The 12,556-nt window shown below is 46.8% G+C and carries 10 protein-coding genes and 3 pseudogenes; 4 read left to right on the plus strand and 9 right to left on the minus strand.

Translation table 11 applies throughout. From position 1 onward, the window contains the following. Nucleotides 1-617, minus strand: a pseudogene (locus Q4Q54_RS06625) (IS110-like element ISSba19 family transposase); the annotation flags it as partial. A gap of 372 nt (nt 618-989) precedes the next feature. On the opposite strand from Q4Q54_RS06625, the pseudogene Q4Q54_RS06630 reads away from it, so the two are divergent. Then, nucleotides 990-1,169 (plus strand): annotated as a pseudogene (locus Q4Q54_RS06630) (hypothetical protein); the annotation flags it as partial. 93 nt (nt 1,170-1,262) lie between these two features. Then, nucleotides 1,263-1,856, plus strand: coding sequence for a hypothetical protein (locus tag Q4Q54_RS06635; protein ID WP_311889592.1), 594 nt, complete (start codon nt 1,263-1,265; stop codon nt 1,854-1,856). 49 nt (nt 1,857-1,905) lie between these two features. Here the strand turns inward: Q4Q54_RS06635 and Q4Q54_RS06640 are convergent, their stop codons facing one another. From Q4Q54_RS06640 to Q4Q54_RS06655, 4 genes are all read right to left on the minus strand, one after another. Continuing rightward, a complete protein-coding gene (locus Q4Q54_RS06640; RefSeq protein ID WP_311889593.1) occupies nt 1,906-3,045 on the minus strand; it encodes a glucosaminidase domain-containing protein in 1,140 nt (379 codons plus the stop codon). A 230-nt stretch (nt 3,046-3,275) separates the two neighbouring features. Then, complete coding sequence (locus tag Q4Q54_RS06645) at nt 3,276-3,659, minus strand: MAPEG family protein (protein ID WP_311988019.1); 384 nt, start codon at nt 3,657-3,659, stop codon at nt 3,276-3,278. Nucleotides 3,660-3,873: 214 nt separating this feature from the next. Next, nucleotides 3,874-4,269, minus strand: a complete 396-nt coding sequence (locus Q4Q54_RS06650) for a GNAT family N-acetyltransferase (protein WP_311988020.1) — start codon at nt 4,267-4,269, stop codon at nt 3,874-3,876. 57 nt (nt 4,270-4,326) lie between these two features. After that, nucleotides 4,327-4,842 carry an ATP-binding protein gene (locus tag Q4Q54_RS06655; protein ID WP_311988021.1) on the minus strand — a complete coding sequence of 172 codons (516 nt, stop codon included), beginning with the start codon at nt 4,840-4,842 and terminating at the stop codon, nt 4,327-4,329. Nucleotides 4,843-5,313: 471 nt separating this feature from the next. Here Q4Q54_RS06655 and Q4Q54_RS06660 point away from each other — a divergent pair, with 471 nt between their 5' ends. Next, nucleotides 5,314-6,429, plus strand: a complete 1,116-nt coding sequence (locus tag Q4Q54_RS06660; RefSeq protein ID WP_311988022.1) for a glycerol dehydrogenase — start codon at nt 5,314-5,316, stop codon at nt 6,427-6,429. A 238-nt stretch (nt 6,430-6,667) separates the two neighbouring features. After that, nucleotides 6,668-8,059 (plus strand): annotated as a pseudogene (locus Q4Q54_RS06665) (NAD-dependent succinate-semialdehyde dehydrogenase). A 63-nt stretch (nt 8,060-8,122) separates the two neighbouring features. Here Q4Q54_RS06665 and Q4Q54_RS06670 read toward each other — a convergent pair. The 4 genes from Q4Q54_RS06670 to Q4Q54_RS06685 form a co-directional block, all read right to left on the minus strand. Further along, nucleotides 8,123-8,950 (minus strand): cobalamin-binding protein, encoded by an 828-nt coding sequence (locus Q4Q54_RS06670; protein ID WP_311988024.1) that lies wholly within the window; start codon nt 8,948-8,950, stop codon nt 8,123-8,125. A gap of 23 nt (nt 8,951-8,973) precedes the next feature. Next, entirely contained in the window at nt 8,974-10,008 is a 1,035-nt protein-coding gene (locus Q4Q54_RS06675; RefSeq protein ID WP_311988025.1) for a DUF2235 domain-containing protein, read from the minus strand. Between the two features lie 124 nt (nt 10,009-10,132). Continuing rightward, entirely contained in the window at nt 10,133-10,756 is a 624-nt protein-coding gene (gene cobO / locus Q4Q54_RS06680; protein ID WP_006085878.1) for a cob(I)yrinic acid a,c-diamide adenosyltransferase, read from the minus strand. A 114-nt stretch (nt 10,757-10,870) separates the two neighbouring features. After that, nucleotides 10,871-12,553, minus strand: a complete 1,683-nt coding sequence (locus Q4Q54_RS06685; protein WP_311988026.1) for a cobyric acid synthase — start codon at nt 12,551-12,553, stop codon at nt 10,871-10,873. Nucleotides 12,554-12,556 lie beyond the last annotated feature (3 nt).

Raw genomic sequence — 12,556 nt, forward strand, 5'->3', positions numbered from 1 at the left:
TTAGTTTCTGTGAGCACTTGAACGTCACAACCCTTAAGCCGTTTTTCTATATCACTAAACTCTTCATATAACTGATAAAAAATGGCCCGACCTTTGGTGGTCAGCGCATTGGTTTCATCCGCTAAAATATCTGGGAACTGTACTTTAAAAGCCGATTTACTTTTGGTTATCACAATGCCGTATTCCGCTAACATCCCTCGCACTTGGTTGATTAAGGCGGTTGATTGTTTAGTTAATCGTTCGCGCATTCGGTGGAGCAGTTGCACATCTTGCTGCTCGACGCTTTTGGGTTTTACAAACCGCATGTTGGGTCGCTGCGCAGCTTCAGCGATGGCTAAGGCATCGTTGTAGTCATTTTTGTTACCTTGTCGAAAAGGCACGACAAATTGAGGAGCAATTAACTTAACGCTGTGGCCCAACAGCTCAAATTCTCTGGCCCAGTAATTTGCGCCACTACAGGCTTCCATCACAATTAGGCACGGCTCAATTTGAGCGATAAAAGGTAGCAAGTCTTTGCGTCTAAGCATTTTCTTTTTAATTAACTTGCCAGCTTTATCGACACCAACAGCATGAAAAACAGACTTTGCGATATCTAAACCAATTGTAGTAATCTTCATAAGTGGACCCGTCCTCTTTCTGATGAGTTTTAGCGACTACATCGTGGCCCATTGTGAGGCCGATTAAAAGTGGATGGGTCCATTCCATTATCCATGCCGCCAACGGTCACTTACATGCAAGTGATTAATTTCACCAACACTTAAGTATGTCTGTAGCTACATGACTCATATCTCCGTAAACACCATAGTAACCAGTATCATACGCCCACTAAAAGTCACCTAACGGCTAACCCAGAGCCTGCGCCATCATCCATGATATCGCCACGGCATTTTTATCAAAATATTTCAACAGCTTCGCCGGGGAGAGGTGAACTTCTGTGGCATTAGAGTTAACATTTCGCATTAAAAGAGTTATGCATTTTCTGTCTTTTTTTGAGCGCTCCTAAGCATGTGATCCAGTTCGATAGGATGATTGAGCGGTTATCGCCAAACTGTATTCGGGCGATTCGCACTTGTTACGTGTGCAAAGGCCAATTGGCATTGATGGGATTAGACAGTAAGAAGTCGTATGCGTATTGGTTGAGAAGGGCTGAGATAGCTTTAATTAATTGAGAATAAAGAATAATATCACTGTTGTTGAAGTTTACAGATGAAATATAGGGCTAAAGCATGTATATAAGAATTATACGTTTTTGTGATGATTTAATGAGCCCAATCTTAGTTGGAATTATGGTTGGTTTGGTTTTATTTGGCTGTATCTTTATTTGTTTAGATATTCTTACCTTAAGCTTAGGTGTGTTAACTAACATCGTAATAGCCTTTGCATCCATCATCGCTGTCCTAGTGCATGGTAGTGGTTTGTATACACAAGAAAGATCAAGACGGTGGGAACTCAGGAAAGGTATTGTTTTTGATTTGTTGAATGCACTATCGAATAAGTTAGAGTTATCTAAAGAAATGTATGACATTTATATGCGTTTGAACCATATGCAAGAGGATGAGATAGATGAAATGCCAAGGCTTAAAGAGAGAGAGAAGGAGCTTATAAAAAGTTGGAATGATCTTAGTGCAAAACTCAATAATCAAGTTAGAAATATTTTGAATGTCTATAAGCCTGTAATGACTAAAGAATTTTCTGAATATATTGATAAATACAATGTAAATATCTCTGATTTAAATATGTTATCAAGACAAGAGTGGGTTGAACACGATGACTTGTTCGAGAATGAAATTGAAATTTTGTCTGAACTGCAAGCATATTTATTTGGCTTTGTCGCTGATGAATCAGGCCTAAATTAAATGGGTCTCTCAATAGTGTCTAAGTAATAATGTACATTTAACCAATCACTTAGTTTGTTCTTGTTAATAGATGTAGTGGCGCGTCATCACTCAAATAAGTATCATCCACCAGATAGAGCTTATTGGTGCGGATCATCTGACGAATCGCCTCAACATAGGCGTGCCCGCGCTCCGAATATCGGTCTAACGTCCCAGCGAGTTCAGAGCCTGTCACAGCTTGATTATCTTGTCTGGATTGAACACGAAGATCCCGCATCTTTTGATAGGCATTATGGGTATTCAAATTCAGTAGATACCCTTCTACCGAGGCAAGTGGTGTGTCGAAACGGGCTAAACCATAGTTTCCTAATCCTTGGCGTTTTTGCTTAGGTTCCATGCCATCCCCGTTGAAATCCCACTGTCCAAATAATGCATTACCTTCATGGGAAAATCGCGATGTTCCCCAACCGCTCTCTTTTGCTGCTTGTGCTAATACTAGAGATGGTGGCAGGATATCCACCCTTTTAAGCAGCATTTGTCTTTGGGCCTCTAACAGCGGCTTATCTGTACTGCTTAACACTTTGTACTTAACAGCCAAAGCAATCAGCGCTGTGTCATCAATATCTGCCGACATGATAACTTGTCTTTCTTGTAAAATTTTCTCATTAGCCAACAGCACTAAAGGTGTCATTAATCTAAAAAACACCGTTTTCTTTTGCTTCACAGGGAGTTGGCTTGACACTGAACGCCAGCCCTCTCCCACTGCATCAAAGGTCAATCTAGGTATCGATTTATTACCCTTATGAAAATTTTCTAGCGTGTAATCAAGTGAATCAAACAAGAGCATCAATTCGTTAATCGAAGTAATACTGACGTTTTGTGGCTTTAGTTCTGAACTGGGTAAAACGGGCTGTTGGGCCATAGGTGGGAATGGGAAAGAGTTAACGCCTGTCTCCACAACATTGCCTCTATTTAACTGCAAAAGAAAAGCCGTTACATATGTTGACGTACTATCGATAAGAAGCCGAGCACTCGTACTCATAGTTAAAGGATAGGGAGCAGTTTGAGGCAAAGAAGTGGATGTTTGAAATACCATTCCATTTGAAATCTGACTATTAGCTGGCGTCTTTTGTGGATATTCAAAAGAGTACACAACAAACGTACTCATGAATGTGAGCATCATTAACGAAAGCTTGAGCCTTTTAAACATGACATATCTCTAACTGAGGTAAAACGGTAGCAAAGGGACTAACCAATACATCGGGGGCGTAAGGTAACAATTAAAACCTGACAGTTTGCTTAATAGATATAAAAATGACCTTTAATAAGGTCATTTTTAAGGTAGAGAGGCGGAAGTGACCCTTATTACAGGCCACGTCTTACTTATCGCGAGTGGTTCTAGGCGGGTTTTAAAACCCGTTTTTACACTGGGACAGTGCATTAAAAAGCTTGAAAGAAAATCCCGAAGGCGCTGAAGATAGCGACAAACCATGAGAGGGATCGTAGGGTGCCTTTATTGGCAAGGTATAGGATGTGATACACAAAGCGGGCGGCGACATGGGTAATTGCCAACCACTCAGTGGTGGGGTTTACTTTACCCGTTGCGATTACCACTAATACCGCCAGACCAAACACTAACAGGGACTCGAAGGCATTTTGATGTCCTGCTAAGGCGCGAGCACCAAAACCGGTTAACTGTGCTTGCTGGGCGCGGGGATGATTATTATCATAACCGCCCGCCTTGGCCATCGCCCAAGCGACGGGGCCTTTCGCCAGATACGGCAATAACATGGCAACAAATAGGCAAATAAGTAAAATATTCATAGGTTAAGCTTCCTTTGATTGTTGTTCGAGTTCTGTTATTCAAGCTCTGCTGTTTAAGTTCTACTGTTTTAGTTCTGCTGTTTTAGCCCTGCGACTGCGAGTACTGCTGTTTTAGCCCTGCGACTGCGAGTACTGCTGTTTAAGCTCTACAGCGACGAGCCTGTTGCGAGTGCCGCTACGAGAATTTTAGTTAAAAGTGTATGGGTTAACAGCGTTATTTTACTATGTACATGCCTTCACTTGCGGGGCGGCTGAATTTAAAGCCAAACTTTTCATAGAGTTCAGGCACATCGGCCATCAAGGTAATATACGCGCCTTCAAAAGCCTCACGATCTAGATAGGCCATAATGTGCTGCATAATAAGCCGCCCTAATCCCTTACCTTGATGCTCAGGATCCACTGCGATATCGACAATTTCGAAGTTGAGTGCGCCATCACCAACCACACGTCCCATACCCACAGTTTGATCGGCGAGCTTTATTTGCACGCCATATAAACTCCTTGGCAAGGCCTTAATCGCGCCCTCCAATGGTCTAGGGCTTAAGCCAGAAATCTGTCGTAGGCGAACAAAATCATTGGCAGAAACAACACCTTCAAGCACTTGGTACATGATATTTCCTATTGTTTTATTCAGTCACTTGCTTTCAGTCACTTGGCTTTCAACTATTTAGCTTTCTATCACCTCAAGCTCAAAGCCTTCATCCAGAGTCGGCGGCTGAAAATAACCGCTCACATGCCAAAACATCGCCTCGGTATCGAACATAGCCCGCTCAGGGTGGCTTTGTCTGCGTTTATCGAGTTGGCTCAAACAAAGCGCATCGCTGTGGTTAAGGTAAATAAGTTTATGGGCGCCGCAATCGGTAAAAATGCTTCGAAACCACAGGCGTTGATTAACCGTATTAGCAGGAAAGTCCATCACCACAGACACACCCGAACAGAGTAGTTCCTGCACATGCTTTTTAAGCAAGGGCTTAAGACGAGCGGAATACTTCAGGTAAGTATCAAAATCGTTAATCTCATCGGGATATAGCGCAGCAAGCCATTCATCTTCTGAGATTAAAATACAGTTTTCGGCCTCGGCAAGTTGCCGCGATAGCGTTGATTTACCTGCACCCATTTTGCCACAGAGGAATATCAACGTGCCTTTACCGGCTTCTTGCCCTAACGCATTCTGCTGTGTCATCTTCACTCCTTGATTACTGGTCTTTTATCTCAGCCGACGATTTCACTCGCTATGACACCAATGAACGACAGTACAGAGCATCACATAAAGTATGAACACCGAGCAAGACTTGGGACGAGTTTAAGGTAATAAAATCCCATTACATTAATGACTATGCAGTGTTTAGACAGCAGACGTTTACCGCTATTCACGCATTCCACCGTTAGCTTTTTTTGAGATCTTACATCTCTTCGCCCGCTTATATCGCCTCGCTCTCTTAGCCCTATCCTTGCCTTAAATCAGGGAGAAATTAAAGCATTTAACTCGAACAATAAAACAATAAGCCACATTATTAATCTAACAATTAAGCACTAAAGTAGTAATTTACGCTTAGCAATAAAAACATTACCACCATTCATGCTATGACATTAATTTAGGCGTATGCTAGGGTAAGAATGAAAGGATAACCGTCATAAGTGCAAAGGAGGCTCTATGAGCACTGTCGTTCCGCGTACCGTCACTTCCCCTAAAAAATTCATTATCGGCAAGGGCTTATTAGCTCAAATGCATGATTATGTTAAGGACTTTGGTGACAATGCTTTTATCATCTGCGATGAATTTATCCTCAGCCGAGTTGAGAATGAAGCGGTCGCAGGGCTGGACCAAAATGGGATCAGCAACCATCTCGAAAAATTCAACTATGAGTGCAGCGAAGCCGAGATAAAGCGCTTAGGTGCACTAGCAGAACAGCATCATACCAACGTAATTGTTGGAGTTGGCGGGGGTAAAACCTTAGATGCCGCCAAAGCCGTCGCCTTCTATCAAAAACGGCCAGTGGTGCTCTACCCAACCATTGCTTCAACCGATGCACCATGTACGGCACTTGCCGTGATCTATTCCGAAACTGGTGAGTTTGAGCGCTATCTGTTTCTGCCACAAAATCCTGATGCTGTTGTTGCCGACACAGCCATTATCGCTGCGGCTCCCGCCCGATTTTTTGCAGCAGGCATAGGCGATGCACTGGCCACTTACTTTGAAGCCCGCGCCTGTTATCAATCCGATGGCGTCAATCTCGTATTGAAAAAACCTTCCCGCACTGGGCTGGGATTAGCGCAGCTTTGCTATCAGTTACTGACTGAAAATGTTGAAGCCGCTATGGATGCGGTGAGAAACAAGATAGTCACTCCCGCACTTGAGCAAACCATTGAAGCGACGATTTATCTCAGTGGTGTCGGGGCCGAAGCGGGCGGATTAGCCGCAGCCCATGCTGTGAACAATGGTATGTCGGCGGTAGCTGACCTACATAAAGCCCAACACGGCGAGAAAGTGGTGTTTGGCTTGCTCACCCAGCTAGTGCTAGAAAATGCCCCCAAAGCCGAAATCGATAACGTCATTCACATCATCAAAACCGCGGGACTGCCGCTCACGCTCGCCGATTTGGGGCTAAAAACCTTTGTCGAAGCAGAGTGGCGCAAAGTGGCTGAGATTGCCTGCGCAGAGGGCGACACTATGGGCAATATGCGGATGCAGTTAACCGCCGACGATGTCTATCAAGCCATGATCGCCGCCAATGCGATGGCTGAGCGTTATAAAAAGCTTGCGGTTTAAAACAGTTAAAAACGCCTCTGACAGGCGCCCATTATCCATTTGATATGTTTATCAAAGTTAACGGATGTGGCTAAAATTCAGCCTACCACTGCGCGAGTTTAAAGATCATCAATAACTCCCTTGCCTCACATTAATGCTAAGCAAGAGCGCAAGGGAGATAACAACAGACACGATATTTCCACCCTCAATGCCAAGAGTTGGCATTTACTCTCTATTCGTTGAACGCTTGGAGGAACATATGGCTTATGCAACGATCAATCCCTTTACGGGAGAGCTAGTTAAAGAATTTCCAAATGCAACAGATACCGAAGTCACGCAGGCGATAGAATCCGCCCATCTGGCATTTTTAAGCTGGCGAACCACGCCTTTTTCCGACAAGGCCGCTGTACTCACTAAAGCCGCTCACATCCTCAGAGACAGCAAGCCCGCTTACGCTAAATTGCTGACCTTAGAAATGGGCAAAGTCACCGCAGAAGCTGAGGCAGAGGTCGAACTGTCGGCGCAAATTTTCGAATACTACGCCGAACATGCCGAGTGATTGTTAGCTCCGCAAAAACTGCCCGTTGCCGATCCCGCCGAAGGTGAGGCGATACTGGTTAACGAGCCGCTGGGCGTATTGCTGGCCATCGAACCTTGGAACTTCCCTTACTACCAAATTGCTCGCATCCTCGCGCCCCAGCTTGCTGCCGGCAATACCCTACTGCTCAAACATGCGTCTAATGTGCCCCAGTGCGCCGCCGCTTTTGAAGGTCTAATGCGCGATGCCGGATTGCCCGCAGGCGCATTCCAAAACCTATACGCCACTCGAGAACAAATAGGACAGATCATCAACTCACCCAAAGTGCATGGGGTTGCCCTCACAGGCTCAGAAGATGCGGGATCGCACATTGCGGCTCAGGCCGGTAAGGCGCTGAAAAAGTCCACCCTCGAACTGGGTGGCGCAGATGCCTTTATCGTGCTGGAAGATGCCGAGCTCCCCAAAACCATCGACTGGGCTGTATTTGGCCGTCATTGGAATGCGGGTCAGGTCTGCACCTCCTCTAAGCGGATGATCTTAGTTGAAGCCATTTACGATGAATTTATGCAAGGCTATATCAAGGGGATTGAAGCGTTAAAAGCGGGCGATCCTATGGATCCCACCACAACATTGGCACCGCTGTCTTCCCAAGGCGCGGCCGATGAGCTAAAGCAGAAAATCCGTGATGCCGTAAAACACGGCGCTACAGCGACCGAAGTGGGGCCAAAAGTGCCGCAGCAAGGCGCCTTTGTGCAGCCAACAATACTGACGAACCTGACGCCAGATAACCCCGCCTACTATTGGGAATTCTTCGGTCCTGTGTCCAGTATCCACAAAGTGAAGGATGAGCAAGCAGCGATTGCCGTTGCCAATGACTCGCCCTTTGGACTGGGTGGCTCTGTGTTTACCGCCGATACTAAACGCGGGCTCGCGGTCGCGAAACAGGTTTCCACTGGCATGATGTTTGTTAATCATCCGACTATGGTCAAGGCCGACTTGCCCTTTGGTGGCGTGCGCCGCTCAGGTTATGGCCGCGAGTTGATTGATTTAGGATTGAAAGAGTTTGTAAACCACAAGCTGATTGATGTGGTCGATATAGACGCACCTTTCTAACTCCTTAAACAATAGCGACATCGGACTAAACGCCTGACGGAATAATCTGTCAGGCGTTTTTATTTAACGCGCTTTATCCAAGGCATCACATAGGGCTTGAACGCCAAGTAAGGCTCTGGGCGTCGCACGGTGTAATAAATCGGCATTGAGTTGATAAATATGCTGATTTTTAACGGCGGGAATTTCGGGCCATTGGCTCCAATCGACACCTTTAACATTGCCTTCCTCTTGGCTTTGCAAAATCACCTCGGGCAAGGTCAGCAACACATTTTCTAAACTCACCTGCGGGTAATCACTGGCGGCATCGTAAAACACATTTTGGCCATGACACACGTTGATAATTTGTTGAATCCAACTGTTTTTAGAAACCGTCATCAAGGGCGTAGACCAGAGTTGATAAAACACTTTAGGCTCTGATTTACTGGCATTATCAGTCCGTAAACGGATAAGTTCGGCGCGATACGCGGCGGCGGCCTTGCTCGCCTCTTCAACGTGGCCAGTTAATTTACCTAACTCTTCCAGTTCCTTGGCAACCCCTTCTAAGGTTTTGGGATCGCTACCATATAGGTTAAACCCCAGCGTTCGAAGTTGATTGATATCTTCAGCTTTATTGCCCGTATCCCACACCACAATCAGATCGGGATTAAGCTCCATCACCCGCTCCATTTGAATGCCATAGTAACCGCCAATACGCGGGATTTTTTTGGCAGCCTCGGGATAATCCGCATAATCGGTTGCGGCCACTATGGCATCACCCGCGCCTATGGCGTAGAGCATTTCTACCGCGTGGGGCGAGAGCGCAATAATACGTTTAGCGGGATCGGCCAACACACTGTGGGGAAGAAACAAGCTGAGCCCAAAAACGAGTCCAGCTAAGTGTCGCTTAATCATGATATGCCTTAATTTTTAAAGAGTTAAACTAGCAGCTCTGGCCAGCCATAGTGTTCGATATAGGTTTGTAGATTCTTGGGGCGATAGCTAGGGTCTTGATCCCAGCGGGCCTTGACCGAATGATGCAAAAGCACTGGGACTTGCTCAGGGTCGAGTGGCCGCAAATATTCCTGCTTTATCCGATAAAAGCTGCGCCTCGAATCATGCAAGGTGGCTAACGGACTCAGATGCGCACTCGCGGCTAAGTGTGGCTCTAGGCTTAAATCAAACTTCTGCGCCTCGGATATCATCCACAGCAACGCATTGTCCGACAGTAATGCACCGTCTTTATCGGGTTTATAACTGCCGCCAATATTGCTATGGGCACCGGCAAACCACACCTGTTGCATATCCATATTGTCACGCAGTTGCCAAATGGTGGGCTCAAAGTCACTGCGGTGTTCGTCTATGGCTAAGGCATGGCGGGCAACGCGCACATTGCGGCCAATTTTAGTGTCGTAAAACTCATCTTTATCTTCGAACAAGCCTAAAAACGAGATAGGGATCCCCATAGCGCCAACGGTATCCCACACGCCAACAAACTTGATGTCCCGCGATTCATGGCTGTATCTAGCTCTAAATTCGAGGGATTTTTCACCATCAGGCGCAAAGGGCGCACTGCTTTTTTTATAATGGTCGAAGGCTTGCTGGATCAACGCCGCATCGGGGCGTTTGAGTATGCCGCAGTTATTAATCAAGCCACACAGGCAACGCACAGTGTAAGCACCGCGGCTAAAACCAAAGAGGTAAATCTCATCGCCGGGGGAATAGTTTTGCACTATATAGCGATACCCATCCATGATGTTTTTATGTAAACCGCGCCCTGTCGCACCGCCAATGGCTTGATCGTAATAGGAACCCACGCCCCAATCATAAAATACCTGCTGGGGTTTACCATCAGCCGCTATCGGGCTGATAGCACGCGCGAGGCGCAGCACATTGGTTGGGAAATCGACCTTAAGATCTTTCTCGGGCCGATTCCAAGTCCCATCGGCACAAATCACAATACGTTTATTCATCGCATCATCCTTGAGAACACTTTGAACGCTGAACGGTTAGTGAATAACGGCTACTAGTGGCTAAAGACCTAGCTGCCAGCCAATAACAGATAGTCGCTTATGCGCCGACTTTTACCAAGTTCGATTAGTAATCAAAACCTTGCTGTGCCTTGATACCCGCTTCGAAGGCGTGTTTCAGCGGCTGCACTTCGCTGACCGTATCTGCAAGCTCGATGATGGCACGGTGGCAAGCACGGCCAGTGATAATCACATGCTGCATCGGTGGGCGATTTTTAAGTGCGCTAAGCACACGTTCCACATCCAGATAGTGATAGCTCACCATGTAAGTCAGCTCATCCAGCATCAAGCAGTCAATCGACTCATCTTGCAGCAGCTTTTCAGCGGCTTCCCAAGCGAGCACAGCGGCGGCGGTATCCTTTTCTTTATCTTGGGTTTCCCAGGTAAAACCTGTACCCATTACATGAAACTCAACTCCGGCGCCTTCGAGTAAATTACGCTCACCGCACTCCCAGGTGCCTTTGATAAATTGCACTACCGCGGCTTTTTTACCGTGACCGACGGCGCGGGCAACGGTGCCAAAACCTGAAGTCGATTTACCTTTGCCGTTACCGGTTAATACCAGCAAAATGCCCTTTTCTTCTTGGGCGGCGGCAATTTTAGCATCTACACCGGCTTTCACTTTTTGTTGGCGAGCCTTGTGGCGTTCAGCCTTGATTTGCGCTTGTTCGTTGTCGTTCTGTGCTGTCATGGTCTTCTCTTCACTCTGCTGCTAAAAATGTCTGCTTGTATAAATGGTTCAATAGACAGCGGCAAATGGTTAGTTTGTAAATGCCGCTCTCTTAATATCCGTTCTTTGCCGAATTCAACGCCGAACTGCAGCATCCAAAATAGTCTGTAATTTTTGCATGTCTAAATGCTCGGCTAACACATCGGCTAAACGATCGAGTTGCTGCTCACGTATTTGATTGATATCTATCGCCTGAGCATCGTTTAATCCCGCCCAGCGCAGGATCAGCTGACAGGCATCAGGGCTATCAAACAGCCCGTGTAAATAAGTGCCTAAGATTTGCCCATCATCACTTTGCAGGCCATCGGCAAAACTCATCGCTGGCACAGCTAAGCTTGTCGATTCTGGGATTAACTGCAAGGGCGGATTCGTTTGTTCAAGCCTAGGGATAAGATAACGTGATTCGCCGCAGTGGATTTCATAGCCCTGCACTGCAACCCTTTGCCCAAGTAACCTTAGCTCACCGCTCACCCGCCGTAACTGTTTATCGGCTTTCAGTTCTGTGCTCAATGGTAAGTAGCCAAGTCCTTCGGTATCGCCCGCACTGTCTTCAATCCCTAAGGGATCGGCAATGCTTTGGCCTAACATTTGGTAACCGCCGCAAATGCCGAGCACTTTGCCGCCGTAACGCAGGTGAGTGGCGATATCCTTATCCCAACCTTGCTGGCGTAAAAAGGCCAAATCGGCGCGCACATTCTTACTGCCGGGTAAGATCAATATATCGGCGGCGGGCAGATGAGTGGCGTGACTCGCGGCTTGGGTTTGCAATGACACATAGTCAAAATCGATATCGGGATGCAACCGCAGCGGATCAAAATCCGTGTGATTACTGATCCTTGGGTACACTAATACCCGCACTTTTAAGCGGCTGTTAGCGCCTTTAGATGGCGAGCTTATCAGCGCATCTTCGGCATCGAGATGTAAATCATGCAGATAAGGCAACACGCCTAAAACAGGCTTGTTCGTATAAGCTTCAAGCCAATCGAGGCCAGATTGCAATAGGCTAATATCGCCACGGAAACGATTGATCACAAAGCCCTTTACCCGCGCCTGTTCAGACTCAGATAACAGCGCCAGCGTCCCGATCAAATGGGCAAATACGCCGCCCTTATCGATATCGGCAATGATAATCACTGGGCAATCTACGGCTTCGGCAAATCCCATGTTGGCAATATCGCCCTCGCGCAGATTGATCTCCGCCGGACTGCCCGCGCCTTCCACCACTATGGTTTGATACTGGCCACTTAATCGCTCGAAGGATTCCAGCACAGCAGCGAGTGCCATTGCCTTGTAATCCTTAGATTTAGGCCCAAAAAAGGCCGAGGCTTCCAGCGTTGTCAGGGCTTTGCCGTGAACGATAATTTGCGCGCCCGTGTCCGAGCTAGGTTTAAGCAGAATAGGATTAAAATCGGTATGGGGCTCAAGATAACAGGCCGCGGCTTGCAACGCCTGTGCGCGGCCAATCTCGCCGCCATCAATAGTGACTGCACTATTAAGCGCCATATTTTGCGGTTTAAAGGGCGCAACCTTTACGCCCTCTCGGGCGAGCAAACGACAAATACCCGCCACTAAGGTGCTTTTACCCGCATCCGATGTTGTGCCCTGCACCATCAAGACTTTTGCGCGCCGAAACGAATTAACCGCAGGTCTATTCACTGCGGGATTCACCGCAAGATTAGCAGCAGAATGAATAGCTAAAGCGTCAGCGGTATCGAGTGCAGTTGCACAGCCTGTGTTGTCTGTGTTTGGAGAAGGCATAGG

The sequence above is a fragment of the Shewanella sp. SP2S2-4 genome, from assembly GCF_031932025.1.
Classification (GTDB): Bacteria; Pseudomonadota; Gammaproteobacteria; order Enterobacterales; family Shewanellaceae; genus Shewanella; species Shewanella baltica.

Bases quoted from the DNA above. Each gene is read 5' to 3' on its own strand.
- Q4Q54_RS06640 (WP_311889593.1), bottom strand. From the start codon at position 3,045: ATGTTTAAAAGGCTCAAGCTTTCGTTAATGATGCTCACATTCATGAGT.
- Q4Q54_RS06650 (WP_311988020.1), bottom strand. From the start codon at position 4,269: ATGTACCAAGTGCTTGAAGGTGTTGTTTCTGCCAATGATTTTGTTCGC.
- Q4Q54_RS06660 (WP_311988022.1), top strand. From the start codon at position 5,314: ATGAGCACTGTCGTTCCGCGTACCGTCACTTCCCCTAAAAAATTCATT.
- Q4Q54_RS06670 (WP_311988024.1), bottom strand. From the start codon at position 8,950: ATGATTAAGCGACACTTAGCTGGACTCGTTTTTGGGCTCAGCTTGTTT.
- Q4Q54_RS06675 (WP_311988025.1), bottom strand. From the start codon at position 10,008: ATGAATAAACGTATTGTGATTTGTGCCGATGGGACTTGGAATCGGCCC.
- Q4Q54_RS06635 (WP_311889592.1), top strand. From the start codon at position 1,263: ATGAGCCCAATCTTAGTTGGAATTATGGTTGGTTTGGTTTTATTTGGC.
- Q4Q54_RS06685 (WP_311988026.1), bottom strand. From the start codon at position 12,553: ATGCCTTCTCCAAACACAGACAACACAGGCTGTGCAACTGCACTCGAT.
- Q4Q54_RS06645 (WP_311988019.1), bottom strand. From the start codon at position 3,659: ATGAATATTTTACTTATTTGCCTATTTGTTGCCATGTTATTGCCGTAT.
- cobO (WP_006085878.1), bottom strand. From the start codon at position 10,756: ATGACAGCACAGAACGACAACGAACAAGCGCAAATCAAGGCTGAACGC.
- Q4Q54_RS06655 (WP_311988021.1), bottom strand. From the start codon at position 4,842: ATGACACAGCAGAATGCGTTAGGGCAAGAAGCCGGTAAAGGCACGTTG.